Annotated in this window: 25 protein-coding genes, 1 tRNA gene and 1 pseudogene; 13 read left to right on the top strand and 14 right to left on the bottom strand. The window is 61.6% G+C overall.

What is annotated here, in order from left to right:
• Positions 1–157 precede the first annotated feature (157 nt).
• The 4 genes from P3T22_RS16260 (at position 158) to P3T22_RS16275 (ending at position 4,234) form a co-directional block, all read left to right on the top strand.
• Positions 158–1,891: a methyl-accepting chemotaxis protein gene (locus P3T22_RS16260; RefSeq protein WP_429325466.1), complete on the top strand. Its 1,734-nt coding sequence runs from the start codon at positions 158–160 to the stop codon at positions 1,889–1,891.
• 832 nt (positions 1,892–2,723) lie between these two features.
• Positions 2,724–3,071, top strand: a complete 348-nt coding sequence (locus P3T22_RS16265) for a hypothetical protein (protein ID WP_429325467.1) — start codon at positions 2,724–2,726, stop codon at positions 3,069–3,071.
• 201 nt (positions 3,072–3,272) lie between these two features.
• Positions 3,273–3,401, top strand: a complete 129-nt coding sequence (locus P3T22_RS16270; RefSeq protein ID WP_429325468.1) for a hypothetical protein — start codon at positions 3,273–3,275, stop codon at positions 3,399–3,401.
• Between the two features lie 32 nt (positions 3,402–3,433).
• Positions 3,434–4,234: a hypothetical protein gene (locus tag P3T22_RS16275; RefSeq protein ID WP_429325469.1), complete on the top strand. Its 801-nt coding sequence runs from the start codon at positions 3,434–3,436 to the stop codon at positions 4,232–4,234.
• Between the two features lie 171 nt (positions 4,235–4,405).
• Here P3T22_RS16275 and P3T22_RS16280 read toward each other — a convergent pair whose 3' ends face one another.
• The 6 genes from P3T22_RS16280 to P3T22_RS16305 form a co-directional block, all read right to left on the bottom strand.
• Positions 4,406–5,197, bottom strand: coding sequence for a CsgG/HfaB family protein (locus P3T22_RS16280; RefSeq protein WP_236720876.1), 792 nt, complete (start codon positions 5,195–5,197; stop codon positions 4,406–4,408).
• A 797-nt stretch (positions 5,198–5,994) separates the two neighbouring features.
• Positions 5,995–6,070, bottom strand: a tRNA-Ala gene (locus tag P3T22_RS16285).
• An 88-nt stretch (positions 6,071–6,158) separates the two neighbouring features.
• Positions 6,159–6,509, bottom strand: coding sequence for a c-type cytochrome (locus P3T22_RS16290; RefSeq protein WP_082854901.1), 351 nt, complete (start codon positions 6,507–6,509; stop codon positions 6,159–6,161).
• The gene (locus tag P3T22_RS16295; RefSeq protein WP_429325470.1) at positions 6,506–7,303 is read right to left on the bottom strand and encodes a BON domain-containing protein; all 798 of its coding nucleotides are present in this window, start codon (positions 7,301–7,303) and stop codon (positions 6,506–6,508) included. The genes P3T22_RS16290 and P3T22_RS16295 overlap by 4 nt, the downstream gene beginning before the upstream one ends.
• Positions 7,304–7,329: 26 nt before the next feature.
• Positions 7,330–7,917: a phosphoheptose isomerase gene (locus tag P3T22_RS16300; RefSeq protein ID WP_063494532.1), complete on the bottom strand. Its 588-nt coding sequence runs from the start codon at positions 7,915–7,917 to the stop codon at positions 7,330–7,332.
• 228 nt (positions 7,918–8,145) lie between these two features.
• Positions 8,146–8,589, bottom strand: a complete 444-nt coding sequence (locus P3T22_RS16305; RefSeq protein ID WP_429325518.1) for a YraN family protein — start codon at positions 8,587–8,589, stop codon at positions 8,146–8,148.
• Between the two features lie 37 nt (positions 8,590–8,626).
• Here P3T22_RS16305 and rsmI point away from each other — a divergent pair, with 37 nt between their 5' ends.
• On the top strand, positions 8,627–9,505 hold the full coding sequence (gene rsmI, locus P3T22_RS16310) for a 16S rRNA (cytidine(1402)-2'-O)-methyltransferase (RefSeq protein WP_429325471.1): 879 nt from the start codon (positions 8,627–8,629) through the stop codon (positions 9,503–9,505).
• A gap of 212 nt (positions 9,506–9,717) precedes the next feature.
• On the opposite strand, the gene P3T22_RS16315 is transcribed toward rsmI, so the two are convergent.
• Positions 9,718–10,320 (bottom strand): septal ring lytic transglycosylase RlpA family protein, encoded by a 603-nt coding sequence (locus P3T22_RS16315; protein ID WP_420488455.1) that lies wholly within the window; start codon positions 10,318–10,320, stop codon positions 9,718–9,720.
• Between the two features lie 639 nt (positions 10,321–10,959).
• Between P3T22_RS16315 and P3T22_RS16320 the strand changes: the two genes are divergently transcribed.
• The 3 genes from P3T22_RS16320 (at position 10,960) to P3T22_RS16330 (ending at position 12,779) form a co-directional block, all read left to right on the top strand.
• Positions 10,960–11,604: an MBL fold metallo-hydrolase gene (locus tag P3T22_RS16320; protein ID WP_063494528.1), complete on the top strand. Its 645-nt coding sequence runs from the start codon at positions 10,960–10,962 to the stop codon at positions 11,602–11,604.
• The gene (locus P3T22_RS16325; protein WP_063494527.1) at positions 11,601–12,230 is read left to right on the top strand and encodes a hypothetical protein; all 630 of its coding nucleotides are present in this window, start codon (positions 11,601–11,603) and stop codon (positions 12,228–12,230) included. Before P3T22_RS16320 ends, P3T22_RS16325 begins: the two co-directional genes overlap by 4 nt.
• Before the next feature lie 90 nt (positions 12,231–12,320).
• Positions 12,321–12,779, top strand: coding sequence for an Lrp/AsnC family transcriptional regulator (locus tag P3T22_RS16330; RefSeq protein WP_063494526.1), 459 nt, complete (start codon positions 12,321–12,323; stop codon positions 12,777–12,779).
• Positions 12,780–12,928: 149 nt separating this feature from the next.
• On the opposite strand, the gene P3T22_RS16335 is transcribed toward P3T22_RS16330, so the two are convergent.
• The 3 genes from P3T22_RS16335 to P3T22_RS16345 all read right to left on the bottom strand — a co-directional run bounded on the left by P3T22_RS16335 (position 12,929) and on the right by P3T22_RS16345 (position 15,787).
• Positions 12,929–14,164, bottom strand: coding sequence for a cation diffusion facilitator family transporter (locus P3T22_RS16335; RefSeq protein WP_082854898.1), 1,236 nt, complete (start codon positions 14,162–14,164; stop codon positions 12,929–12,931).
• Between the two features lie 262 nt (positions 14,165–14,426).
• On the bottom strand, positions 14,427–14,729 hold the full coding sequence (locus P3T22_RS16340) for an H-NS family nucleoid-associated regulatory protein (RefSeq protein WP_054037926.1): 303 nt from the start codon (positions 14,727–14,729) through the stop codon (positions 14,427–14,429).
• A 395-nt stretch (positions 14,730–15,124) separates the two neighbouring features.
• On the bottom strand, positions 15,125–15,787 hold the full coding sequence (locus P3T22_RS16345; RefSeq protein WP_429325472.1) for a HugZ family protein: 663 nt from the start codon (positions 15,785–15,787) through the stop codon (positions 15,125–15,127).
• Positions 15,788–15,911: 124 nt separating this feature from the next.
• Here P3T22_RS16345 and P3T22_RS16350 point away from each other — a divergent pair, with 124 nt between their 5' ends.
• A complete protein-coding gene (locus P3T22_RS16350; RefSeq protein WP_429325473.1) occupies positions 15,912–17,123 on the top strand; it encodes an MFS transporter in 1,212 nt (403 codons plus the stop codon).
• A gap of 255 nt (positions 17,124–17,378) precedes the next feature.
• Positions 17,379–18,776, top strand: a pseudogene (locus P3T22_RS16355) (collagen-like triple helix repeat-containing protein); the annotation flags it as partial.
• A gap of 428 nt (positions 18,777–19,204) precedes the next feature.
• Here P3T22_RS16355 and P3T22_RS16360 read toward each other — a convergent pair.
• Entirely contained in the window at positions 19,205–20,221 is a 1,017-nt protein-coding gene (locus P3T22_RS16360) for a cupin-like domain-containing protein (protein ID WP_429325474.1), read from the bottom strand.
• 141 nt (positions 20,222–20,362) lie between these two features.
• The gene (locus tag P3T22_RS16365; RefSeq protein WP_063494522.1) at positions 20,363–21,508 is read right to left on the bottom strand and encodes a branched-chain amino acid ABC transporter substrate-binding protein; all 1,146 of its coding nucleotides are present in this window, start codon (positions 21,506–21,508) and stop codon (positions 20,363–20,365) included.
• A gap of 813 nt (positions 21,509–22,321) precedes the next feature.
• Here P3T22_RS16365 and P3T22_RS16370 point away from each other — a divergent pair.
• Both P3T22_RS16370 and P3T22_RS16375 read left to right on the top strand, forming a co-directional pair.
• Positions 22,322–23,020: a dienelactone hydrolase family protein gene (locus tag P3T22_RS16370; protein ID WP_063494521.1), complete on the top strand. Its 699-nt coding sequence runs from the start codon at positions 22,322–22,324 to the stop codon at positions 23,018–23,020.
• A 153-nt stretch (positions 23,021–23,173) separates the two neighbouring features.
• Complete coding sequence (locus tag P3T22_RS16375) at positions 23,174–24,694, top strand: amidase (RefSeq protein WP_181448393.1); 1,521 nt, start codon at positions 23,174–23,176, stop codon at positions 24,692–24,694.
• Positions 24,695–24,816: 122 nt separating this feature from the next.
• On the opposite strand, the gene P3T22_RS16380 is transcribed toward P3T22_RS16375, so the two are convergent.
• Together P3T22_RS16380 and P3T22_RS16385 are read right to left on the bottom strand one after the other, a co-directional pair.
• On the bottom strand, positions 24,817–26,109 hold the full coding sequence (locus P3T22_RS16380) for an MFS transporter (RefSeq protein ID WP_429325475.1): 1,293 nt from the start codon (positions 26,107–26,109) through the stop codon (positions 24,817–24,819).
• A gap of 274 nt (positions 26,110–26,383) precedes the next feature.
• Positions 26,384–26,695 carry a high-potential iron-sulfur protein gene (locus P3T22_RS16385; protein ID WP_429325476.1) on the bottom strand — a complete coding sequence of 104 codons (312 nt, stop codon included), beginning with the start codon at positions 26,693–26,695 and terminating at the stop codon, positions 26,384–26,386.
• Between P3T22_RS16385 and P3T22_RS16390 the strand changes: the two genes are divergently transcribed.
• A complete protein-coding gene (locus P3T22_RS16390; protein WP_429325520.1) occupies positions 26,658–26,876 on the top strand; it encodes a hypothetical protein in 219 nt (72 codons plus the stop codon). The two genes, P3T22_RS16385 and P3T22_RS16390, sit on opposite strands and share 38 nt — an antisense overlap.
• Positions 26,877–26,887 lie beyond the last annotated feature (11 nt).

The raw sequence follows: 26,887 nt of genomic DNA on the forward strand, positions 1-26,887 counted from the left end.
TGGCTGACGTGCGACACGTCTTAGCCGGTGCGCCTTGCGGGAGGCGAAGGGTCAAGCGCGGGACTGCCGCGCTGATCGGCAGCCAGATAGACGCCCCATGCCCGGACCTGAGAGTCCATTGCGAACGCTTTAACGTTTCGTTATTGGAGAAGAAATCGTGACACTCAAGAACCTCACCATCAAGACAAAACTCATTGCTGGTTTCGGCATGCTGTCTTTCATTGTCGTCGCGGTTTCCGGCCTTTCCTTAAAAGCGCTGAGCGATTCGACCGATGGGTTTTCCAACTTCGTACACGGCATCAACGCACGCGCCGACATGGCGGTGCAGGTCCGAACCGCGGTAGACCGCAGGGCGATCGCGGCGCGCAACCTTGTGCTTGTGACCAAACCCCAGGATCTCGAAATAGAGAAAGCCGACGTGACGCGTGCGCACGAAGACGTGCAAGCCGACCTGAAAAAGCTCAACGACATGATCGCGAACGCGACCGATACGACGGAGAAAGCGCGCAGCCTTGTCGCTGAGATCAATCGGGTCGAATCGGCTTATGGTCCGGTTGCACTCAACATTGTCAATCTCGCGCTCACCAACAAGCGTGACGAGGCGATCGTCGAGATGGACGATCATTGCCGGCCGCTGCTCGCCGCGCTGGTTCGCGCGACCAACGCGTATGCCGACTACACGCGCGCACGCCAGGATCAACTGGTCAACGAGTACACGGCGCATTACGAGAACCAGCGCAATCTGCTGATCGCGATCTGTCTCGTCGCGCTGGGGCTCGCCGTCGGCGCGTGCGTGGTGATCACGCGTGCTGTGACCGGACCGCTGCGATTTGCGATCGGCGTCGCACGCACCGTGTCGGAAGGCGATCTGCGCACGCGCATCACCGTCGACGGCCGCGACGAAACCAGCAAACTGCTGAGCGCCCTGCGCGAGATGAACGAACGGCTGACGGCGATCGTCGGACGCGTGCGCGACAGCAGCACCAGCATCGCCGGCGCGGCACGCCAGATCGCGGCGGGCAATATGGACCTGAGCCAGCGTACCGAGCAGCAGGCAGCGTCGTTGCAGGAAACCGCTTCCAGCATGGAGGAACTCACCTCCACCGTTAAGCAGAATGCCGACAACGCGCAACAAGGCAGCATGCTGGCTGCGAATGCTTCGTCGGTGGCGCAAAAGGGTAGCGAGGTCGTCAGTCAGGTGGTGAACACGATGCACGACATCAGCGATAGCTCGATCAAGATCGCGGACATCACGGGCATCATCGAAGGCATTGCGTTCCAGACGAACATCCTCGCGCTGAACGCAGCCGTCGAAGCCGCGCGTGCGGGCGAACAAGGGCGGGGTTTCGCGGTGGTCGCGAGCGAAGTCAGAAGCCTGGCGCAACGTTCATCGAGTGCGGCAAAGGAGATCAAGGACCTGATCGCCAACTCTGTGGGTAAGATCCGCGATGGTTCGGCGCTTGCCGGCGAGGCGGGGAAGACGATGGCCGAAGTGACGCATGCGGTCGCGCGAGTGACCGATATCATGTCGGAGATCGCGGCGGCATCCGTTGAACAAAGCCGCGGGATCGAGCAGGTCAATCTTGCGATTACCCAGATGGACAACGTCACGCAGCAGAATGCAGCGCTGGTGGAGGAGGCGGCGGCGGCTTCGCGGTCGATGGAAGACCAGGGGCAACAATTGAATGAGGCCGTGGCGTTTTTTCAGGTGAAGGACGGTGCGCCGGCGGTAGCGGCGATGGCGCCTGCTCCTGCCCGGCGGGAAGCGCCGCGGCGCGAGGCTGCGGTTGCTGCTGCCCCTAAGCGCGTTGCGCGGGCTGCCGCAGTTGCGCCGGTTGCTGCGCTTGCTACTGTTACGCCTACTGCGGCTGACGGATGGGATAAGTTCTGATCGAGGTCTTTCGGATGGCGCGTCGCTCACGGGCGACGCGTTGGCAAAGTCACCCGCAATGCTCAACGTAGCGGGCTGTAGGACGACCGCAGCACCGGGTGTAAAACCCGAAAGCCAGAAACGCAAAACGTTCCATCTCGTCGTCCGTTCATCAACGTTAAGTTATCGGGTTTGTGCAGACCGCGGGCGCACGCCAGAGTCGGGAACTGCTTCCATGTCCCACGAATTCCGTGCTTCCCCGACGTCCGGCGCTTCTTAGCCCGGCATCAATCGACGTACCGTTCGTCTTCGCCCGCAACTCGCTGTGCCAGCCCATTCCGGTGCTGACGTCGACGCGGCCACGGACGTCACTGTCAGCCCACGCACCAACCATCCTCTTTGCGGCATGACGAAACGAAACTTGAGGGTGAGGAATTCGCCCGCAGCGCGTGCATACGCGCGCCGCGCGCCGCGTGATGCGTGATGCGTGATGCGTGATGCGTGATGCGGGTTGCGGGTTGCGGGTTGCGGGTTGCGGGTTGCGGGTTGCGGGTTGCGGGTTGCGGGTTGCGGGTTGCGGGTTGCGGGTTGCGGGTTGCGGATCGCCGACGCGAAGAATTCCAGGAAGCGCATTCCGGCGCGGTCGCCGGCGGCAACGACAAGCACGGGCAACCGGCCCGGTGGGACAGGCGCGATCGCGGCAAGGGGCAGATGACATATAAAGATCGTGCCCTTATTGCCGATAAAGCGTCTTTAACAAGATCGATTAACCACCGAGGGGAAACAGATGCGCGGGAAATACGTACTTGGATTGACTGTCCTTGCTTTGAGCTTGAGCGGATGTGCTCCTGTGATGGAAGCGAATCGTCCGGACCCCGTTAACCTGAAAAAATTCGTGCTGGGAGAGACTTCGCGGATGAATGTCATCGCCGAAGTGGGTAGTCCAGCTAGCACCGAGCAAGACCAGGCCAACTCCTGCGACGTGTACAAACTCTATACGCACGGCCCAAGCGGAGCCGGCAAAGGTGCCATTGCAGCGGGAGAAGTTCTGGCCGATGTAGCCACCTTGGGACTCGCCGAGATCATTTTTACCCCTACGGAAGCCGCTACCAAGAGTTCCAAGCACACAGTCATGTTCTGCTATGGCTCTGACGGCAAGCTCGCGTCGATCAAAGAGTCGGACGCCGCGTCGGGAAGCTAATCTTCGTTAGTTCCACGCCCCCGCAAGCGGGAGCCGCAAGGGCCTGCGGCGCACCGGTCTTGGCGCTTTAGCGCCAAGACCGGGATAAAGCGTGAGGATCGTCGCCAACGGCATACCGAGGAATACAACGCACGCTCGACAGCCGCACGTCTGCTGCTCGGCGTGCTCGCGAGCGGCGATCGCATTAAAGCAGGCGTGAACGTGGGCGCCTCGAGCCTCGTGGTCGAAGACAGCGCGAAGACCACGATCAACGGCACCGTGGCGAAGAACGTGGGACTTGAAGCGGCCAACGGCGTGGTCACTCTCGCCGGACAACCCGTCGCAAACTGACCTATCTCTGCCAACATATGACCAAGACACACATGAAAAAACTTACTCTCATCGCCTCGGCCGTGCTCGTCGCCGCGTTGCTCGCCAGCTGCGCCGATATTTCGCAGAATCCGCTTGCCAAGGCCATCAACCCGCCCGCCGACGTGACGCCGATCTCGTATCCGCCGGTTACCTTCATCGTGCCGCATGACCCGCATATCTTTGCGAACGGGCAGGTCGCGGGGCTCGTACCCGGCGGGGCAGGCCTGCGTCCGACAATTGGCAGGACTGACTATGCACTCCAGCTGCGCGACATCACGGCCGATTCGTTTGTCATTCACGCCTACTACAGCAATGGCTATGTCGGCTCGGGAGTCAAGTACACCATTGACTATTCAAAGACGGACAATGGCAGCTACTCAACGGTGACAATGAAGCCAGTCAAGCGCGCCACCTACCAGCAGGGGCTGGTGGGCAAGTTCCCGGTGCCGGGTTTTAACGAGGCGCTAGTGCATCGGTACATCGAGGCATCGAGCTTCTGGTACAAGTTTGAGATCGACACGAAGTACGACACGGCTTCGGTCTACTCGAGCTTCCGGCGACTTGCACCGTCGGCGAATATGGGACAGGGCTCGACGGACCCTGTCACCGGCAAGATTATCTCTGAGTGGTTCGTGGGCAACTACCGCGGCGTGGAGTATGAGTACTCCCTTGAGGTCTTCCCGTATCGTAACGGTAGCAAGGCAGTCATCGGTCTCGGCATCCCTGCGGTCGAAACCGCGCCTAACGTCGTCGACTATCGCGTTATCCTCAACGACATCCGCAAGCAACTCGACGGCATCGCAAACAGCTAATGCAGCGAAAATGGCACGTGCCCATCTCGCTGATGGGGCAGGCAATTTTTTTGGAACAGGGTCTTTGACTTTCCTCGCGCGATCGGCCAGGCACGCTTGACATGGGGTGCCCGGCCGGCGGACCCTTTTAACGATGGGCTCCGCTCCGGGCGCTATGAGCCGAGCCGGCGGTCAGTTGACCCTCAGGTTGCCGCCGTTACCGAGACCACCATTGACGCTCTGGGCTTTGTATTGCTTGACGGAGCCAACAAGGTTGTTTAGCGAATCGGTGAAGGCTGCGACCACGACCTTACCTTGCGGCGTGTTCGAGTAAGCGCCGACCGTGCCGCCGCTCTTGGTGGTGACAAAGCTCGCGAGCATGCCGAAGTCGATGTTGCTCGCCGAACCGGTTGCCGCCGCGAGTTGCACACTTGAGCGGGTATCGACTAGCGTAAGCACCGTCGACGCTTCCTTGGTATTCATCGAGCCAGCGACGCCAGCGAGCGCGCTGCCAACTACCGGCACGTAGGCAAGCAGGCTGGATGCGCCACCCGTGTTCTGCGTGGAGAAGGTGATGCTCGGGCTCATCTCATAGTCGGCAGCGACCATCTGCCCTTTGTGCATCTTCGAGGTCTTGCGCAGTTCGCCCGACTCGTTCAACTGGCGTTCCGCGAGAGCGGCATTCAGCGCGCGGCCGCGGTCGACGATGACAAAGCAGTTCGATTGCTGGACCAGCATCTTGAGCACCGGGACGGTACTGCCCAACTGGTATTGCCCAGTCAGGATGCTATACCACGGTGCGGCCGTGTCTTCAACGATCGACACGGTACCAAGCGGTGCCGCGCAGTGCTTCAGCCCATCGTCCGCGTCCTGGCGGGTAGCCCCAGCCACCGCCGTGCTATCCGGCGTCTTTCCCCCGCCACCGAGTTGCATTTGAGCGCACGCCGAAAGCAGGAGCAACGACGTCCCAGCGATAGCTGTCATTTTCGCAATCATGGAAATGGTCCCTTTTTTTGATATTCACTTCTGGTACGGTCGCCAACCGGCGTCTCGAGGAGACACGTCATCAGACGACTAAGGTTCCACGTTTCGACGCCGACCGGAAATAGGTTCATACAGCGATGCCGCCTGTATATCGGCAAACTGGCGGTGCAATTGAAGGTGCGATCAAATTTGACGTGCAACGCCTTGCTCACTGTGGTCAGCGCGTGATCGCTTATTCGCGTGACATAACGCCTGCCCCCCCGGTTGATGGGGAAACGGCCGAAAGCCGCGTCCGGGGCGTGCGGTGACTGGGCGTCTCGCTGCCATACCTCAATTGCAATGCTGCGACCCACTCCTTGCGTGTCGTCATGCTGATTCGCCTCGTCACCTCGTGCCGCCCCTGCTGGACGATCCGGCTGGTAGCAAACTACGTGAGGCAACAGGTCAGCGCGAGTTGCAATCCTGATAAGTCAATGCGCCGGATATCGTAGTTGACGATATCCACACATTGCGCAAGTTGATCGGCCTGAGTAATGCTTGCATGGACAATGGCCTTTTTGTGCCATGTCACGTTCGTGCACACAGCGGCGTTGGTTAGCTGATGCATGCAAGATTGCGTTTTAGGGTCGGTGAAGTCTCGGTAGAGTTGCGAAGTTTTTTCTACCAATGCCTCGCGCTTGATGTGGAAGACGTGTGGCGCCACAAATTTGCCACACCGAGTGCGCAAAAACCTGCGCCAGAATGCAAAACAACGCACTACATCGCAAGACGTAGTGCGTTGTTTCTCAAGCAGAACCTGGTGGAGAGGAGGAGGATCGAACTCCCGACCTTCGCATTGCGAACGCGACGCTCTCCCAGCTGAGCTACCCCCCCAATGTGCAAACAATTCTAGCACAGGCATTTTCCGTTTTGCCAAGCCCCCGGGGAGGCAAAACCCGGCGGCAAAACGAGTGGCAAAACATCACTTCGACGGCGCGCCAGCCAGCACCCAATCCACCACCGTGCGGATGTCCGCATCGCTCATCGACTGATGCGCCGGCATCGGAATCATGCCCCACACGCCTGAGCCGCCTTCCTTCACCTTGCGCGCCAATTTGGCCGGCGCTTGCGCATCGCCCTTGTATTTTGCAGCGATCTGCTGGAACGACGGGCCGACCAGTTTGCGGTCCACGGTGTGGCATCCCATGCAGGCATTCGAGTTCGCAACGATCTGCCCACGCGGCGCATCGGCTGCCCGCGCGGAAGAGGCAAAAGCACCCACCCACGCAGTAACCGTCAACATCACGGCAACGAAAGCAACGCCCCGTTTCATGGCGTCGTCGCCTTCGGATTACCCGGATGCACCGAGTTCGAATTGCTGACCGGCGCCGGCGGCTGCTGATCGAGCGGACGCGAACTCACCGATGAATCGGGAATCGCACCGACGGTCGGCGCACTCGCGTCAGGCTGCGACGCCGCTGCCGGCGTGCTCGCGGCGGCAGCGGCAGCGGCCGCCGCCGCTTCCTGCGGCTGAATGTACTGGAACACCTTCACGACCTGCGTCACACCCGGCACGCGGCTCGCGACATCGGCGCCGCGATTGCCTTCGTCCATCGTGACAAGACCCATCATGTACACCGACCCACGCTCGGCCACGATCTTGAAGTTGTTCGCCGAAATGTTCTTCTCGGCGATCAGCGCGGTCTTCACCCGCGTTTCCAGATACGTGTCATTAGTGCGCGACGAGAACGAACTCGCCGGCATAATCGCCAGTTCGTTGACGATCGTGTTAACGTTGTTCAAGCCACGCACGATGGTCTCGGCCCGTTGCTTCGACACGTCCCCCGCTACTTCGCCGGTCAGCAGCACGCGGCGGTTGAACACCGACACGTTGACATGCGCACTGTCGGGCAAGTTCTGGCTGATCTGCGACAGTGCCTTCACCTGCAACTCGCGATCCTCGGTCTGCGCGCCGAGCGTGCGCCGGTCGGTTGCCACCAGCGCGCTGCCGCCCGCCGCGCCGGCAACGGCCAGAAAGCAACCCTGCAGCGTCGCGGACAGCCCCGCCGCGAACCCGACCACCAGCACGGTTCTCACCAGTGTCTTCTTGACGCGGAATACGCTCATCAACTAGCTCTCCTTCGGAATCAGTCTCAGTCTTCGCCCAGCAACATGGCATCGATGCCGTCGCACAGACAATGGATGGTCAGTAAATGCACTTCCTGAATACGCGCAGTGCGATCGGACGGCACGCAAATGTGGATATCGGTATCGCTCAGTACTTCCTGCATACGGCCGCCACCCTTGCCGGTCAGCGCGACCACGATCATTTCGCGCTCGTGCGCGGCCTCGATCGCGGCCAGCACATTGGCGGAATTGCCGGACGTGGTGATAGCCAGCAGCACATCGCCCGGCTGGCCAAGAGCCCACACCTGCTTCGAAAAAATCTGCTCGAACGAGTAGTCGTTGGCGATGGCGGTAAGCACGGACGTGTCGGTGGTCAGCGCGATCGCCGGCAAGCCCGGGCGCTCGCGCTCGAAGCGGCCGATCAGTTCGGCGGCGAAATGTTGCGCGTCGCCCGCCGAGCCGCCGTTGCCGCACGCCAGAATGCGGCTGCCGTTGGCAAGCGCAGCGAACATCGTGTCGATCGCAGCGGCGATCGGCATCGACAGGGTTTCGAGGGCTTCGAGTTTGACTGCCGCGCTGTCGCGGAAGTGTTGTTGAATGCGTTCGACTGACATCGAGTCTCTATTTTCTGCCGCGAATGGACCGCAATGCGCGGCCGTGTTGTGAAGTCGTATTGCGAAGTCGTACCGCGCTGATTAACCGTGCCGGCAACACAGTGCAGATGCGCAAAATCATCGCGAAATGCGCTGCTTCCTCGCTGCATCCCGTATGCCGGCGTCGTCCACGAGGCCCGCACGCGAGCGCAAGTTTATCGCACTCACGAGCGTTCTCCGTGCACTGCGTCAGACTTCGTCGGCGCGAAATGCATCGCGCAGCCACACGAGCCGGCCCGCCTCGAACGCAATCACGTCGAAACGGCACGCAGGCTCATCATGCGAACGCCTGCTGCGGGTCGCCAGATAATGCCGCGCGGCACGCACGATGCGCTGCTTCTTTTGCCACCCGATACTCGCCGCCGCGCCGCCGTAATGCTGCTGCGCTCGCGCGCGCACTTCGACAAACACCAGCGCGCCGTCACGGTCGCGCATCACCAGATCGATCTCACCGCCCCGGCACAGCACATTGCGCGCGACGAAGCGCAAACGCTGCCGCTGCAAAAACTCCATCGCACGCGCCTCGAACGCTGCGCCGACGAGTTTGGACCCGGTTGGTCTCGAAAAGTTGTGACCATCGGCCCGCGCACTCGCCTGTCCGCCAACCGGCTCACGCGCCGCTGCGTGGCACAATGGCGGCCTCGTTCTGTCTGTCTGCGTCTTCTGCCTCATGACTCCTCTCTCCGAACTCGCGCAAGGGCAGCAGTACCCTGCCGCCGCGCTCTATGTGGTGGCCACGCCGATCGGCAACATCGCCGACATCACGCTGCGCGCGCTGCATGTGCTCGGACTGGTGGATCGCATCGCCGCCGAAGACACCCGCAACACGGGCCAATTGCTCGCGCGCTACGGCATCTCGAAACCGCTCGTCGCGGTTCATCAACACAACGAGCGGGCCGCGGCGCTGCGCCTGATCGAACATCTGCAAGCGGGCGAACGCGTGGCCTACGTGTCCGATGCGGGCACGCCAGGCATCTCGGACCCCGGCGCGAAACTCGTCGACGCGGTGCGCGAAGCCGGCTTCCCGGTCATTCCGCTACCCGGCGCAAGCGCGCTCGCCACCGCGTTGAGCGCGGCGGGCGACTGGGTCGCGACGTTCTCGTTCCTCGGCTTCCTGCCGCCGAAGGCAAAAGCACGCGCCGCGGCACTGCAAGCGCTCGTGAATCACCCGCACGCAATGGTGTTTTACGAAGCGCCGCACCGGATCGTCGAAACGGTGCAGGCATTGGCCGACGCATTCGGCGGTGAGCGCAAGCTGCTGATCGCACGGGAATTGACGAAGTTACACGAAGCGCTGCATCGCGGCACCCTGGCCGAAGGGCCAACGTGGCTCATCGCCGATCCGAACCGGCAACGCGGTGAGTTCGTACTGGTGGTGGAAGGCGCGCAGCCGGAAACCGCCGGCGAACACGATCACGACGCGTTGCTGGGCATCCTGCTGGAAGAGTTGACGGTGAGCAGCGCGGCAAAAGTTGCGGCAACCCTCACCGGCGCGTCGCGCAATGCGCTCTATACGCGCGCTTTGGCGCTGAAGAACGACGAGGAATGAAGCAGACGGAGACGGGATGTCCGCCAGCGGATCAGGCTCGCAGCGCGAACCAAGGCCGCAAGGAATGAGCGGTTGCGTCCAGCTACGGTTGATGAGTAAAGGAAAAGGGCCACGTGAAGCGGCCCCTTTTCCATTCGGCGAACAACGGCGTGAGTTAGCGCCATGTCGCCCGGCGTCACGAACGCGCTTGCAGCGCGCCCGCTGCCGTCACATTACTTTTCTGCAGTCGAAATCGAGTTCGATGCCAGCATTTCGTCACGCGCAACGCGTGCTTCCTGCTGCGTCAAACCTTCGATCTCGACCCGCGCCGTGCCGGCATGGCGCATGTGGAGCGCAGTTGCGGCAGCCATCGAAAGGTCAATGATCCGGCCACGCGCATACGGGCCGCGGTCGTTGATGCGCACGACCACGGAGAGCGAGGTGGCCGGATTGGTCACGCGAACGTACGAGCCGAGCGGCAGCGTACGATGCGCCGCGGTCAGCGAGTGCATATCAAAACGTTCGCCGTTGGCGGTGAGGCGGCCATGGAAGGCGCGGCCGTACCACGAAGCGCGACCGCTCTGATGAAAGTCCGAAATGCTGGAGCCATCGTCAGTGAGCGGCGTGGCATCGGCCAGCGGCGTGCCCTTGGCGTCTGCATCGGAGGCCGGTGCGCTACCAAAAGCTTGCGGGGCGGAGGAACTTGCCTGCGCATTCGTCGTGCTCAGCGGTACGTCGCTTTCAGACGTGCTGCTCGCGCCCGGAGGCGTGGCACAGCCGGCCAGCAAAAAAAAGGCAAAAAGAGTCCCCAGACCACGGGATAACCGAGTTTTCATAAGACGTGCAATCAAATTGTCGAGCCGCATCACGCGAACAGTTGGGCGTGTTGCCTGCGACTCCGGCGGCAATGGACGACAACGCGCCGCGCAGAAAAGCGCAGTACGTCAAAGCCCGGACGCGGCTTACCCAGCCGCTACCGCACGGTTAATTTTCACGTCTGGCGCAACCTGTCCCCGGCAGCCTGACCAGACCCCACATGCCGCCATCGAACGTGGCAAACACGTTCTTGCGCGCGGAACTCAGCGCGCAGGAACAGCGGCGTAGGCCCCACCCAGCGTCACGGCAGTTAAGTCCGTTGCAGGCGCGCGGCGCCTGGCTGGGTAAGACGTGTGCATCGAATACATCGATACCTGATGGCCGCCAAAAACCGCGGCAGCCCATACTTGAATAGCAATCCGCGTGCCCATTTTTGATGGGGACGCATCGCCTTGTGGCATGCACAATTCCTTGTGCATGGGGGCCATTATACCCAAAAGAAAATTTCGGGATGACAACTGACTGAAAACCTTGAAGAATTTTCACTCCTGCTGCAAAAATGGGTAGCCGAAAGCCCGCTGGAGCGGGGCCTCCACGCCCTCGACGAGCGTCGACGAGACGCCGGTACAATCAACGTTTTTCCAGCGGCGCCGTCACCCATGAAAGTCACCTTGATCCCCGTCACGCCGTTCCAGCAGAACAGCTCGCTGCTCGTTTGCGAGGCAACCGGACGCGCGGCCGTCGTCGATCCGGGCGGCGACCTTGATATCATCCAGGCTGAAATCGCGCGCCAGAACGTAACGGTCGAAAAAGTGTTCCTCACGCATGGCCACATCGATCACTGCGCCGGCGCGAAGACGCTCGCCATACATTACGGCGTGCCGATCGAAGGCCCGCATCCCGACGAAAGCTTCTGGCTCGACAAGCTGCCGGATCAAAGCACGCGCTTCGGCTTTCCTGCTGCCGAGGCGTTCGAACCGGACCGTTGGCTGCAAGATGGCGAGACCGTGCAATTCGGCGACGAAACCCTCGATGTCTATCACTGCCCAGGCCACACACCGGGCCACGTGGTGTTCTTCAGCCGCGCGCATCGGCTCGCGCTGGTGGGCGACGTGCTGTTCGCAGGCTCGATCGGCCGCACGGATTTTCCGCGCGGCAATCACGCCGATCTGGTGCGTGCGATTCGCGAAAAACTCTGGCCGCTCGGCGACGACGTCACCTTCGTTCCCGGCCACGGTCCCACTTCGACGTTCGGCGCCGAGCGCCGCACCAATCCGTATGTCGCCGACGGAGTAGAAGCATGAGCGGCGAAATCTACGTGAGCACCGATGTCGAAGCGGACGGCCCGATTCCCGGCCCGCATTCGATGCTCAGTTTCGCCTCCGCCGCGTACACGGAGGACAAGCAGCTGATCGCCACTTTCTCGGCGAATCTCGACTTGCTCGAAGGCGCCAAGCCGCATCCGGTGCAGGAAGCATGGTGGAAGACGCAGCCGGAGGCATGGGAGGCCTGCCGCAAGGATTTGCAGGATCCGCAGGCCGCGCTCACGGCCTATGTCGAATGGGTCGAGGCGTTGCCGGGCAAGCCGGTGTTCGTGGCAATGCCGGCCGGTTTCGACTTCACCTATATGTTCTGGTACATGATGCGGTTTGTCGGCCGCTGCCCGTTTTCGTGGTCGGCGCTCGACATCAAGACGCTAGCCTTCGCACTGACCGGCCTGCCGTACCGCAAGAACATCAAGCCACGCTTCCCGAAGCACTGGTTCGACGAACATCCGCATACGCATGTCGCGCTGGACGACGCGATCGAGCAGGGCGCGCTCTTCTGCAACATGCTCAAGGATCTGCGCGCGGTCCAGGCGGCCACGCTGGCAGCCGGTAAAGATGGGGACGACTCAGGACAAAACACCACTGAGGAACCGGCAAATTAGGTAATCTCCCTCGCCGGAGCCGTTTTGCATTGCGTTTCGTTTTCGAGACCTCTACCATGCGTTGATACGGCGACGCCAACGGAGGCGCAGTTGACACTCGATACGTTCTCTCAAAAAATCCTGCGCCTGCTGCAGCTCGACGCACGCCGGTCCGTGCAAGAGATTTCTGACCAGGTCGGCCTGTCGAGCACCCCATGCTGGCGCCGTATCAAGGATATGGAGCAATCGGGGGTGATCCAGCGCTACACGGCATTGCTGGATCGCGAAAAGCTGGGCCTGCACGTCTGCGCGCTCGCGCATATCCATCTCACGCGCCACACCGAGGGCGGGGTCGAGCAGTTCGAGCGGGAAATCGCCATCTGCCCGGAAGTCACCGAGTGCTACAGCACGACCGGCGAATCCGACTACATCCTCAAGATCGTCGCGTCGGATATCAAGGCGTATGACAGCTTTCTACACGAGCGCATCTTCAAGATTCCCGCCGTCGCACAGGTACGCACGAGCGTCGTGCTGCGCGAAATCAAATTCGATACGCAATTGCCGCTGTGAGACGGTGAAGCTGTGAGGGCGTGAAGCCGTCTCACCGTGACGCTATACCATCTTAACTTCAGGCTGGTGCCGCCGTAACGCCTTAGAGCTGCGGCTTGTGCGCGCCCGGCTGATTCGGCTCGAGCTCGAGTAACGACACTCACGTGGCGCTATGCGGTTCCGCAGCCTTGGCGCGGGCGATGGGCCTCGCCGCCCCCGGCTTCCGTCGAGACGCCGCTTTCGGCGGCCAGTGTGTCCAGTCCTTGCAGCACGTTGAGCTTCCGGGCTCCCAGGCTGCGCCTGAGCGCTTCCAGATCGACACGGGCAAGACATGGCGCATCGCTTTGGGCCGTGCGCGAGCCCGCCGCCGGCAGCACCACTTCGACATCAAGCCCCGTGCTCAAGTAGTGCATATTGACCGACACGGCCTTCACACCGCCCGCGGCCAACGCCGCGTTGACTTCGGCGACGACCCGCTCCCGGGTCGGCAGATTGACAGGCGGGCGCGCAACCGCGTCGTTCTCCGGGTCGACATGGATCAGCGCGTCGAGCACGCGACTGTCGCCCAGCACGCGCAAGCGCGCCGATTCGGCGATGTAATGCCCCTCCGACACCGAGATCAGCGGGTCGACCAGAATGTGCGCATCGACAAGAGCGAAGTCACCCATCTTGCGGGTGCGCATTTCGTGCACGTCGCGCACGCCGGGTGTCGCGAGCAAGAGCGCGCGCACGTCGGCGGAAGCGGCTTCGTCGAGCGCGCGGTCGGAAAGATCTTGCAGTGCATCCCAGCCAAATGTCCAGCCCATGCGCGCCACCATAAAGCCGACGATCGCCGCGGCGATCGGGTCGAGCAGGCGCACGCCTGCGAGGCTGCCGACAATGCCAAGCGCGACGACCAATGACGAAGCGGCGTCCGAGCGGGCATGCCATGCGTTCGCAATCAACATCGCTGAACGCACACGTTGTGCTTCGCGCAGCATGTAGCGAAACAGGCTCTCTTTGGAAATCAGCACCAGCACCGCGACCGCGAGCGCGCTCATATGTACGGCGGGGATGCTTTGCAAATCGGCGAGACGCGTCCCGGCGCGCCACAACATACCGACGCCGACCACAATCAGCAGTGCGCCCAAAAACAACGACGCAACCGTCTCATAGCGGCTGTGCCCGTAATTGTGATCGGCGTCGGGCTTGGCGCCGCTGTGCCGATTAGCGATTAGCACGACAAAATCGGAAATCAGATCGGCAAGCGAATGGATACCGTCGGCGACCAGCGCCTGCGAATGGGCAAACACCCCTATGACGATTTGCAGCGCCATCAGCACCGTATTGAGCGCAATACTGACAAAGGTACTTTTGCGCGCGACACGATGTTTCTCGACGGACTGGACGGCGGCGGTGGAAGGCATCTCTGAAACGACGTGAAGAGTTTAATACCTGTATTCTACCCCGCGCATCTCGATATGCGCTGAAGAAACCGCAAAAAATCCTTTAAAATCAGTTGCTTATCTAAACGAAAAGCATTCGTGTTCCAGTTTCATGGAGCGCGTGTAACAAAGAGGCACAGAAATTTTCAGAGACAATAAAAAACCGCGCCCTTGACGGTACGCGGTTTTTTCTGGTAACAGCGGGGACTACACGCGCCGCTGATTGACCGTACTAGTACTAGTATTACTTCTGGATCAGAAACTTCTCGCGATCCAGACCTGCGATCCAGCGCGGCGGCTTGCCGCGGCCCGACCACGTGCTGCCGCTATCCGGGTCACGATACTTCGGCGCGACACCTGCACGCGGACGACCGGCTTTAGCCGCTTTGGCACCACGGCCGCCGCCGAGTTCAGTCAGCGAAATGCCGTAATCGGCCATTTTCTGCTTGATCTCATTCAACACTTCTGCGTATTCGCGCGACTTTGCTTCTTCGATCTGCTTTTCGAGCTTCTCGCGCTGAGCGAGTAGTTCCTTGTAGGAAGACATAGGTTCCCTTGTGGTTTGGATAAATGACTGCCAGTCTTAAGCCAGCTTGCCCTTTGAAGTGATCATGCCTCGGAATTTGAGGGCGAGATTAACACAAAATAGAAAGACTACAAAAGCGCCATCGTAAAATTAATCCCAATTCGTTTCAAAAGGTTTCACTTAAAGGTAACGTTACGCCGATCCTTTCAAATAGCCAATTTTTACATTTCGCCGAAAGGCGTGGCCGCATATCAGCAATTACTGAATCAACTATCAAAAAATGAAATTTAAGATAAGAAATTCGCATCAACATTTCATGCCATGAAAACTTTAGCGTGAAACATCGGAAAATATTGCGACACATGCGCTGCATCATTATTGCACCACGAGTGTTTTCCCGAAACAGCAATCAAAACCTAATTAGCATGGTGCTGGATGCAATCTTCGAGCGCGACATGCAAGGTTTCAATATTGCGTTTGGCGTCGTCGAAGGCGAAACGGGAGCGCTCACCGTCTAGCTTCAGATCGGCGCCATAGCGATCGACGCCGAGCAGCTGGAGTCCCCTGCCACCTGAGGAATGACCGGCGAAGTGCCTGATCAGCGCATTTTCCTCATCGAAGCCGAGTGGCGGCAGTGGATCGAGTTCGGCGCCGGCGAGCCAGCCCATCGCGCCGAAGCCGCCGATGTAGCGCAGCCGTTCAAGCCTCATTACCCAGAACGTGAAATCGCCGAGAGCCAGGTACCGTTCCGCCTCCGCGTGATAGCGCAGATAGCGCTGCACGACTTCGGGAGTCGAGTCGACCGGTTCGAACGTGCCGAGCAAGGTGACGCGCTGGCCGCTCAACACATCGCCGTCGGGTGTATCGACTACCAGAAAGCCGGCGCGCGGGTCGGCATGGAGGTTGTGCGTATGCTCGGCGAGCCGGCTCACAAGGATCGTCGGACGGTGCTGAGGGTCGGGCGCGAACGGCAGCACCGTAGGATAAGGAAAGCCTTCCGGCTGACGCGCGTGGGTCGCGAGCGTACCGATGGCGGCCCTATGCAGCAGATGCAGCGGAGCGTGAGCGGGAATGTTCAAGTGCGCGGTCCTCGATGAATGAGCGTTGGATCAGTCCGCTTCAAGCATAAGACAGCGCGCTTCGTTAGAATCGAAAATTCGCTTTCAAGGCGCTTTCTTCCGCGTCCCCCTCCTCGAGATCTCCGTGTCCGACCGCTCCTCCGAATTCCCCACCCTCCCTGCTGCGCATCGCGATCTCTCCGACACCGCACGGCAACGCGCCCGGATCGCCACGATGGCGGTGTTCTTCATCGCCGGCATGATGTACGCGTCGTGGGGGGTGCATGTGCCGACCGTGCGCGACCGCTTCCATCTGAATGCGGCGATGCTCTCGTTCGCGTTGCTGGCCGTGGCCGGCGGTTCGATCGGCGCAATGGCGGCGAATGCACCATGGATCGCGCGGGTCGGCACGCGGCGCGCCTGCCTGACGGGTGGTCTGGTCATGACGGTGTGTGCGGCGCTAATCCTGATCGTGCCGGCTTACTGGATGCTGCTGATTGTGCTGGCCGTCTTCGGCGCTGGCATGGCCACGCTCGACGTTGCGATGAACGCGGAAGCCAGCGCGGTCGAGAAGACGCTCGGCAAGCCGATTATGTCATCGCTGCACGGCATGTTCAGCGTCGGCGGGATGTTCGGCGCGGCAGTGGGCGGCGCCTTGCTGGCGCGCGGCATGGCGCCGGCCATACATCTCGCGCTAGCCGCGGCAGTCAGCGCGCTGGTGCTGATCGCGGCCTGCCCTTCCGTCCTGCCACACGTGCCGCACGCCGATCATCCCGACGCCGCTACGCCTCGCGCCAACCGCTGGCGATCGCCGGCCTTGTGGGCGCTCGGCGCGATGGCGCTGGTCGCGCTGATCGCCGAAGGTGCGATGTACGACTGGGCCACCGTGTACATGCGCGACGTCGTACTGTCCACGCCGGCTCTCGCGAGCGCAGCCTATGCGGCGTTTTCGGGCGGCATGGCAGCGGCGCGTTTCGCGGGCGACGCCGTGCGTGCCCGCTTCGGCGCACCGCAACTGGTGATGGCGAGCGCGTCGCTTGCCTGTGCGGGGATGGTCGGCGCACTGCTGCTGCCGAATCCGGTCGCCGCGCTGATTGGCTTCACGCTGATGGGTCTCGGGCTCGCGAACATGATGCCCGTGCTGTTCGCGGCAGCGGCGAGCGTCAAAGGTATTCACGCCGCCGAAGGACTCGCGCATGTTGCCGGGCTGGCGTACTTCGGGCTGTTGCTTGGGCCGGTGATCATCGGCGCGGTGACGCAGGCGACCAGTTTGCTGATCGGGTTGTCCGTGGTGGCCGTGTGTTCGGCGCTAATCGCGATCGCGGGTCCAAAGGTGCTGCGGCGTTTGAAGATCTGACGCGGACGCGCGCGGCTGTTGCATCGGCGGACGTCACGCCATATGAAGCCCTGCGCCCTTACGTTACGTTACGCGAAGCCTGCACGCTGATGTGTTTCCCGTCACATCGGCCACATCGACACTTTCACCGGCCCATGCGAACGCCCTCAACCTATTGATTTTTATTAATTTATTCCGCGCACCGGTCATGCAAACAGAAATGGCATAGGCCTTGCAGTTAGCTCCCCAGCAATTTGCAAATTACGGGGGAGCATTATGAACAGCAATTTCAAACTGTCGGCGATCGCCATGTGCGTGACGTCGATGATCTTACTGACGGGATGTGGAAGCACGTTGGTCATGCCGGGTGTCTCAAGCGGGTCGGATAGTGGTTCCGGCAGCGGTTCGGGAAGCGGCACGCCTACTCCGACACCTACTCCCACACCCACGCCGACTCCGACGCCTACACCCACACCCACGCCAACCAGCGCCAAAAATCCAATCGGCGTCGTCGCCCAGAACACGGGCAATGTAGTCACTGCAACCGGCCAAACCGTTTCCGCGATCGGCAGCCAGATCGGTCTCACGCCGATCCCCGGCGCGAACCCGGCCACCACGACTGCGCTTGGCGACGTTGTCTCGCATCTCGGCGCCGGCGTCACGGCGCTCGGCACAGGCACGGCGAACGGCCTCGGCCAGCTCGGCAATTCCACCGACCCGCTCGGCACGACGCTGGCGAGCAGCGGCAACCTGGTTTATGACGCAGGCCAGGCCGTCAACAGCGCCGGCCAGCTCGTGACGAGTCTCGGCAGCGGCCCCACCGCGCCGCTCAGTCCGCTGACCACACCGCTTGGCAGCACGGTCTCGACGCTCGGCAATGCAGTCGGCGGCCTCGGCACGCAACTGGGCTCGCAGCTGACGAGCGGCCCGATCCAGCAAGTGACGCAATCCCTCAGTACAGCGATCACGCCGATCACCGCCACATTGGCGCAGACGACCCAAACCGTCGGCGATACGACGGCTCCCGGTGCACCGCAGAACGGCCTGCTGTCGACCGTCGGTCACGGCCTCGACAGCGCGGGCAACCAGGTTAGCAGCGCGACCAACGACCCGGTCGGCCAGAACCTCGGCAATGTCGTGACCAAGCTCAGCGACACCGTCACGTCCGCCGGCGGCCTGCTTACCGCGGGCGGCTCGAGCAGCGGCAACCCGCTCGGTGGCCTCACCGGCATTCTGAATCCGGGCGGCAACGACGGTACTGGCGGCAGTCCGTTGGGCGGCAATCCGCTGGCGCCATTGACCAGCATTCTCACCGCGTTGCCCAGCACCTTGAGCAGCGGCCTGACCGGCGGCAGCGACTCGGGCAGTCCGCTTGCGCCATTGACCAGCATCCTCAGCACGGTGACCGGCGGCCTCGGTGGCAACGGCGGCGACTCGGGCAGCAGCCCGCTTGCACCGCTGACCAGCATCCTCAGCACGGTGACCGGCGGCCTCGGTGGCAACGGCGGCGGCTCGGGCAGCAGCCCGCTTGCACCGCTGACCAGCATCCTCAGCACGGTGACCGGCAGCCTCGGTGGCGTCTCCGGCGGCTCGGGCAGCAGCCCGCTTGCACCGCTGACCAGCATCCTTAGTACGGTGACCAGCAGTCTCGGTGGCGTCTCCGGCGGCTCGGGCAGCCCGCTTGCACCGCTAACCAGCGTGGTGAACTCGGTCACCGGTGCATTGAGCGGCGCGACTGGCAGCAGCGGCAATTCGCTGGGCGGCAATTCGCTGGGCGGCAATCCGCTGGGCAGCACTCCGCTCGCACCGGTGACGGCGGCCGTGTCGTCGCTGACAGGGGCACTCGGGTCGGCGGGTTCGGGTGGCACCGGCGGCACCAGCAACCCGCTTGCGCCGATCACAGGTCTACTGAACACCGTCACTGGCACATTGACCGGTACGACGAACTCTGCGGGCGGTACCACGGGCGGCGGCTTGCTCGGCGGTCTGGGCAGTCTGACGACGAAGAAGTGACGAATACGAATAACGGCGGCAAATAACGGCGCGGCAAAACAAGCGTCGAAGGGGGGCGGCGAGCCGGGTCAACCGGCTCGCCGTTTTTTTCACAGTTCGTGATACGTCACGTAATCACGCGAGAAGTCGTTACGTTGCAGAAAATTGGTGAACGTCATCGTCACCGATGCATCGAGTCCTTCCACGTAATGCCACCAGCCGATCGGCAGGAACAGCAATTCACCGGGTTCGAGCGTGCATTCCATCAAATGCGCATTGCGCATCGACGGGAAGCGCTCGTAGTCGATTGCACTGCCGTCCACCTGCGAAAAGCAATGCAGCGTGTTCACCATATGCGGCGTATCGGACAACGGAACCAGCTTGATCTGTTTGCGGCCGATCACCTGCGCCATGAAGTTATTGGTCAGATCATGGTGAAACGGCGTCTTTGTTCCAGCCGGTCCCATCCAGAAAAAGCCGGTATCGGGCGATCCGGCATCGAGATATTCGCCGATGGCTGGCACAGCCGGCCATAACGCCGCGAGTGCCGCGCGATTGTGCGAGGTGTTATTGGCGGTCATATAGAAATCGTTAGTCGGACCGCTGCGCTCGACGAGATCGACATAATCGGCAAAGCGCATCATGCGCTTGAGCTTCGGCTGATTGATCTCATAGTTCGCATCCGACTCGCGGCCGAACTGCACTTCGACTTCGCAATCCCCGCAACGCTCGCGAAAGTAGTCGAAACTCCACTGCGTGCGTGCCGGCCAGAAATCGAAAGCACCGGTGATGACGACCGGCCGGTTCTGAAAGTAGTACTGCTCGAAGAACTCGCCACGCGATAAACGCTCGCGCCTTTCGATCACACCGCTTCCAGCACGCATGCGATTGAGGGTGCCGTACACCGACAACATCCATTCGCGCTTGCGCAAACGATTGCGCAAGCGCACCGCGCCGTCAAAATAAGGACTCGCGAGCGCTGCCTCGATTTCGCGGGCGGCTTCGTCCGGGTCGAAACCATGTCCGACCAGCGCACCGTGCACGGCCGGCGGCGGTGCGTCGAGCAGCAGATTCTCGGCAATCCAGCGGCGCCAGCCGTTATCGATCGAACGGATCACAGGGGTCAAGGCATTCTCCCAAACGATGTTCTCAAACCCGTCAGCCTCTCACGCAGATACCCAAAAGAAAAGGCACGCGAGCCTTGCGGCGCGCGTGCCTTTTAACTGCATGATCGAAGACAAACAAAGCTGTCTTCGATCATGCGGCCTTTACATCTTCACTACGTCGAGCAGCGTCTTCTTGCCGCCCTTGTAGTTGTACAGCGAGATCACGCCGTGCTGAAGGTCGCCCTTCGAGTCGAACGTGGTTTCACCGATCACACCCTTGTAGTCGGTGCTCGGCATAGCGGCCAGGATCTTCGCCGGATCAGTCGAGTTAGCACGCTTCATAGCGTCGACGATGATGTACACAGCGTCATACGTGAACGGAGCGTAGATCTGGATCGGCTGACCGAAACGCTTCTGATACTTGGCGAGGAACGCTGCACCGCCAGCCATCTTCTCGAGCGCCATACCGGCTTCCGAGCAGACGATGTTGTCGGTTGCGTCGCCAGCCAGGTCCGACAGCTTGTCGGTACACACGCCGTCGCCAGCCAGCACCTTCGCGCGCAGGCCGAGTTGCTTGGCTTGCTTGGCGAACGGGCCGCCGGTTGCATCCATACCGCCGTACATGATCGCGTCCGGGTTTTCGCCCTTGATCTTCGTCAGAATCGCGCGGAAGTCGACGGCCTTGTCGTTCGTCGCGTCATGCGACATCACGTTCAGGCCCAGCGATTTCGCGGTCTTTTCGAATTCGTTTGCCAGACCCTGGCCGTAAGCGGTCGAGTCATCGACGATCGCGACGCTCTTCATCTTCATGGTCTTGGCTGCGTAGTTAGCCAGTGCCGGACCTTGTTGCGCATCGGTCGCCACGACGCGGTACGTCGTCTTGAAACCTTGTTGCGTGTACGCCGGGTTCGTTGCCGACGGCGAGATCTGCACGATGCCAGCATCGCTATAGATCTTCGAAGCCGGGATCGAGGTGCCCGAGTTCAAGTGGCCGACCACTGCGACGACCTTATCGTCAACCAGCTTCTGCGCGACTTGCGTAGCCGTACGCGGGTCAGCTGCGTCGTCTTGTGCATCGAGTTGCAGCGTGATTTTCTGACCGCCGATCGTCAGGCCCTTGGCGTTGATTTCTTCAACTGCCAGGCGCGCGCCGTTTTCGTTGTCTTTACCCAGGTGAGCGATACCGCCGGTCAACGGTGCAACGTGGCCGATCTTGACGACCTCGTCCGCCACCGCGCCCGTTGCCAACGACGCAAACAACATGGCCGCAGCGCTGATCGGCAACAGCTTTTGAATCTTGATGTTCATATAAGTCTCCAGTTTCGGTCCCAAAAACAACGTAATCGCCCTGTGCCCCCGCTTCCCTACACGTGTCGCTCAGTCCCGTGGACGACCACGCCGGTTGCATCGTTCATGCACTTGGCCAGCACGTTCACCAGACTGTTTGTGGCAGACGGCAAACCGTACTTGCGCGCAAGTGTAGGCCATCAAATTAAATTGTGGGACTTTTTTGAGGAAGTGGGATGAACACCAATAGCGTTTATCCAACAGGAGCCGATTCCGGCTAAAAAGACGGGCTGGAAAGCACCAGCCCATGCGGGTTTCCGCTAGGTGAGCCTTTCGTCTAACGGCGCGGCCTAAAGCTTTTAGCATGTTAAACCGTTAATATTTCGAATCGGCTTTGTGCTTAAAAACAAGGCGCGCCGCAGGTTGTTGCGAAGCGCGCATGAGCCATGCTGAATCAACGTTCGAGCGCGGCGATCCGTGCCGCCCGAGTCAATGCGTTTTGCAGCGGATAAGGCGCGGCCTGATGCGCCGACTCGCTCTAACACGGCATCAACGGATTGCGTATGCCGCGCGCATGGCAATACGCTCGCAGCATCGCTGAGCCAGGTCGCTGGACTTTATCGAGGCGGCTGCGCGCGAAGAAATGAATGATCGAGAATGTTTCAATCGTCTTACGACATACGCGCCGCGCTGCGGGCCTCGTCAGGCCGCACGCGGCCTCGCTGCAAGGCGTTTCTTTTGATGGCAAACTGACCGCCCGCCTCAGGCATTCAGGCCGCGGGCATTCATTCGGACCGACCCCGCGCATCAACGCACTGGTAAATGGAGAGCAACATGAGCACGACTTCCCGCTGGATCGACATTCCCGCCGGCAACGACAGTTTCGGCGGCTATCTGGCGCTGCCCAAAGGCGGCAAGGGACCGGCCGTCATCATCATTCAGGAAATCTTCGGCGTGAACAGCCATATCCGCTCGGTCGCGGATCAGTACGCGCAGGACGGCTACGTCGCGCTCGCACCGGACGTGTTCTGGCGCGTGCAGCCGCGCGTCGAATTGACGTATGACGGCGCGGATCGCGAGAAAGGCATCGAGTTGATGCAGAAGACCAACGTCGATCAGGCGGTGGCCGACATCGGTGCAGCCGCCGCGGCGTTGCGCGCGATGCCGGAAGTGACCGGCAAGGTTGCCGCGATCGGCTTTTGCTTCGGCGGTCAGCTCGCGTATCTGGCAGCCGCGCAAGGCTCGCTCGACGGCGCGGTTGCGTACTACGGCGGCGGCATCCAGAACAAGCTCGATCAGGCCGCGAAGATCAAAGTGCCGATGCAATTCCACTACGGCGAACTCGACGCGCATATCCCGCTGTCGGCTGTCGGCCAGATTCAGGAACGCTTCGCCGGCCGCACCGACGCGGAATTCAACATTTATCCGAACGCCGATCACGGCTTCAACTGCTCGGACCGCGCGTCTTATAACCAGCGTGCTGCCGCGCTGGCGCATGGCCGCACACTGACTTTCCTCGGCGAACGCCTGTAACTCGGTTACGCTCTCAAAGACGGCGCGTAATGCTCGCGCCCTCCTCTGCATTGTGCTTCCATGAATCGGGGCGACGGGACGTCCAGCGCAGCCGCTCATCGGCGCCGATGCAACATGCAGAGTCCAACATCCGATAGAGAGGCCCCGTCCGTCGTGCAATCAGACTATCTCGCCCATGACGCCATCGGCCTCGCCGATCTGGTTCGACGCCGCGAAGCAAGCGCGCGCGAGTTGCTGGACATCGCGATCTGCCGCACCGAGGCCGTCAATCCCGCGATCAATGCGGTCGTCCTGAAGGACTACGACGCCGCGCGTCAGCGCGCCTCGCGCGATGATGCGACGAGGGCAAATGGCGCGAACCATGCGGATGGTGGAAGCGCGCAAGCGGCGCTCGCGGGCGTGCCCTATCTGATCAAGGATCTGGGCGCAGCGGTCGCCGGGTTGCGCATGTCGATGGGCAGCCGTCACTATCGCCATTTCATTCCAGCTGAGGACGCGCCGGTCGTCGCGCTTGCGAAAGCGGCCGGCCTCAATATCTTCGCGAAGACCAACACCTCCGAACTCGGGCAGATGCCTTATACCGAGCCCGAATTGTTCGGCGCGTGCCGCAATCCGTGGAGTCTCGATCACACGCCTGGCGGTTCAAGCGGCGGTGCGGCCGCGGCGGTCGCCGCGGGCATCGTGCCGCTTGCGCATGCGGCGGATGGCGGCGGCTCCATCCGCATTCCCGCATCATGTTGCGGACTGTTCGGCCTCAAGCCTTCCCGCGGACGCGTGCCGCTCGCAACGCCGACCGCTGCGGCCGGTGAGCTCGGCGTCGATCACGCGGTATCGCGCAGCGTGCGCGACAGCGCCCTGCTGCTCGATCTGCTGGCGGGCAACGCGGACCGGCCGCTCGGCGCGCCGGGCACTTTCCTTGGCGCAAGCCGCGAGCCATGCAAGCCGCTGAACATTGCCTACGTCACCGATCCGATGCTGGCACTCTCGCTCTCCGCCGACTCGCGCGCCGCCCTCGAAGACGCCGCGCAACTCGCCAGTTCGCTGGGCCATAACATCGAACCGGTGTCGCTCGGGATCGATTTCGCGGCAGTCCGCCATGCGTTCCTGATGCTCTGGTCGGTGACGGCGGAAGAAATGGTGCTCAACGCGGACCGCATCACCGGCCGCAAACCGCTGCGCGACGAATTTGAAATCTCGACGTGGACCATGGCGCACGTCGGCCGCAAACTCGGCGAGCGCGGCCTGCCCGGCGCACTGGAAGAACAGCGCCGCATCACTGAACGCCTCGCCGATTTACTGAGCCGCTACGACGTGCTCCTGTGCGCGACGCTCGCCGGCGCACCGATCAAGATCGGCGAAATGCATCCCTCCTCCGCGGAGCGCATGCAGATGCGCGCCGTCACGGCGATGCCGCTCGAAACCCTGATGAAGAAGGTGCTGACCGAAGCATCGAACAAGGCGTTCGCCTGGGCGGGGTGCACGGAGTTGTTCAATCTGACTGGACAACCGGCGATGTCGGTGCCGCTTTACTGGAACGCACGCGGGCTGCCTATCGGCGTGCAGTTCGCCACGCGTAACGGCGGTGAAGCAACGCTGTTGCGACTGGCCGCGCAGCTCGAGGCGGCGCGGCCGTGGTTCGACAAGCGGCCACCGTTGATACAGGCACGCAGCTAGACGCGGGGGCGTCCAGCGTATCGACTCGGGCGCCTGCTTAAGCGCCCACTCAGGCAAGAACTCGGGCAACAACTCGGGCGACAACAGACGAATCAACTCGAACAGCGGCGTCCACTGGACACTCAAGCCGGTTTGCGCCGCGCATCGAGATCCGCATGGCGCTTGCCGGGGATGCACGCCACCGCGACGATCGACAACGCCAGTCCACCCATCACGTAATAAGTCGGCGCGAGCGGCGAACCTGTGGTGTTGATGAGCCACGTCACGGCGAAAGGCCCGAAGCCGCCGAACAGCATCACCGCGACGTTGTACGCGAGCGATAAACCAATCGAGCGCACGTTCGCCGGAAACAGTTCGGCGATCAACGCGCCGAACGGTCCGTAGTATCCGGACAGCGTAATCGACAGGAGCGCCTGCACGAGAATCAGTTTCGACACGCTCGGCTCCGCCGCGAGCCACGCGAACAGCGGGTAGATGATCACGAGCGTCAGGACCAGCGACCACAGCGAAAGCCCCTTGCGTCCGATCCTGTCCGACCATGCGCCCGTCAGCGGCGAGAGCACGGTCAACAGCAGATTGCCGACGATCACCGCGTAAAAGGATTGCGCATAGGGCAGCTTCAGTTGCTTGACCGCAAAGGTCGGCAGATAGCTGATCAGTACGTAGATCGTCACGGTGAGCGCGATCACCGCGCCGAGTCCACACAGCACGTCGCGGCTATGGCTCCTGAACACTTCGCCGAGTGTCGCGCGCCGCGCCGTTTTTTGCGCATGCAGAAAGGCTTCCGAATCGGAGAGATGCCGGCGGATATAAAAGCCGATCGGCCCGATGATCAACCCGAGAATGAACGGTACGCGCCAACCCCAGGACTTCAGCGCCTCCGGCGAGAGGCCATGCGTGATCAACGCGCCAACCACAGCACCGAGCAGAAGCGCCGCCGCCTGGCTCGCCATCTGCCAGCTGCCGTAGAGGCCGCGCTTCGAGAACGGCGCCGCTTCGATCAGCAAAGCCGTCGAACTGCCGAATTCACCGCCAGCGGAAAAACCCTGCAGCAAACGTCCAAGCACGATCATCAAAGGCGCGCCGATGCCGATCGCCGAATACGGCGGGGCGATCGCCAGCAGCAGAATGCCGAGCGTCATCAGCGCGATGACGAGCGACAGCGCCGCCTTGCGTCCCGCGCGATCCGCGTAAAGTCCAAGGACGATTCCGCCGACCGGCCGCATGACAAATGCAACGCCGAAGGTCGCGGTGGTCAGCAGCATCGACGCATAGTCGTTGCCTGCCGGAAAGAACAATTGTGCGATCACCACCGTGAGGAAACCGAACACGGTGAAGTCGTACCATTCGAGCGCATTGCCGATCACAGCCGCCACAACAGCGCGTGTGTGGAGGCTCCTTGACGCTGGTGCCATTCGAATCTCCAGCCTGCGAAAGGTGTCGCGTAGTAAGGCGTCTCAACGCAGATGTGCTTCAGCGTGCTTTAGGGCGTCTTGGCGCGAGCGAGAAAAAACAATGCCGCCCGCAGCAATCGCATGGAGTGTAAAGAGCGCGCAAGCTGTTTTCAAGCAGCAAAAAGGCGTCTGTCGCGCAGGGCGGCAGACGCCTCGATGATCGGACCGCAGTCCGGCGCCGGCATGTTGCAGCGCATTTACCGCGCCACTGAGCGTGTGCGCGGCGTGAACGAAATCAGGCCTTCTTGTTATATGCGCTGCACCAACCCGTGCTCGCGACCTGCTTGCCCGCGAACATCGGGCAGCCGGCGTACGCGTCGGTCGGCTTGCCTTGGTAGAAGCTGCAGTTGCCGCAGTCCTGGCCTGCTACATACTTCGCGAACTTGGCCTTGTCGACCTTGCTCGCATCAGCCTTGTAGCCGAGCGCTTGTGCGGTCGGATCGGTTTCGGCAACCTTCGGTGCGTCGGCGAAAGCCTGGCGCGACAGCGCGAAAGTGGATGCCACACCAATGCTGGTGATCAAAAACGTACGACGGGAAGATTTCATGGGGACTCACTCCATTTATATTGAACTGATCGCCGTTCTGATGACAGCGGTCCCCAAGGATAGCAACGAAGCCGTCGCGCGTGACGGCTCAAATGATAGAGATAAGCGAATTGGTACGACGCCGCGCTCGAATATCGAGCGCGGCACGCCGGTTGATCGCGTGGCGCGAGAACCCGGGTGAAAACCCGGGGT

It is taken from the genome of Paraburkholderia sp. GAS348 (assembly GCF_050434205.1).
GTDB lineage: Bacteria > Pseudomonadota > Gammaproteobacteria > Burkholderiales > Burkholderiaceae > Paraburkholderia.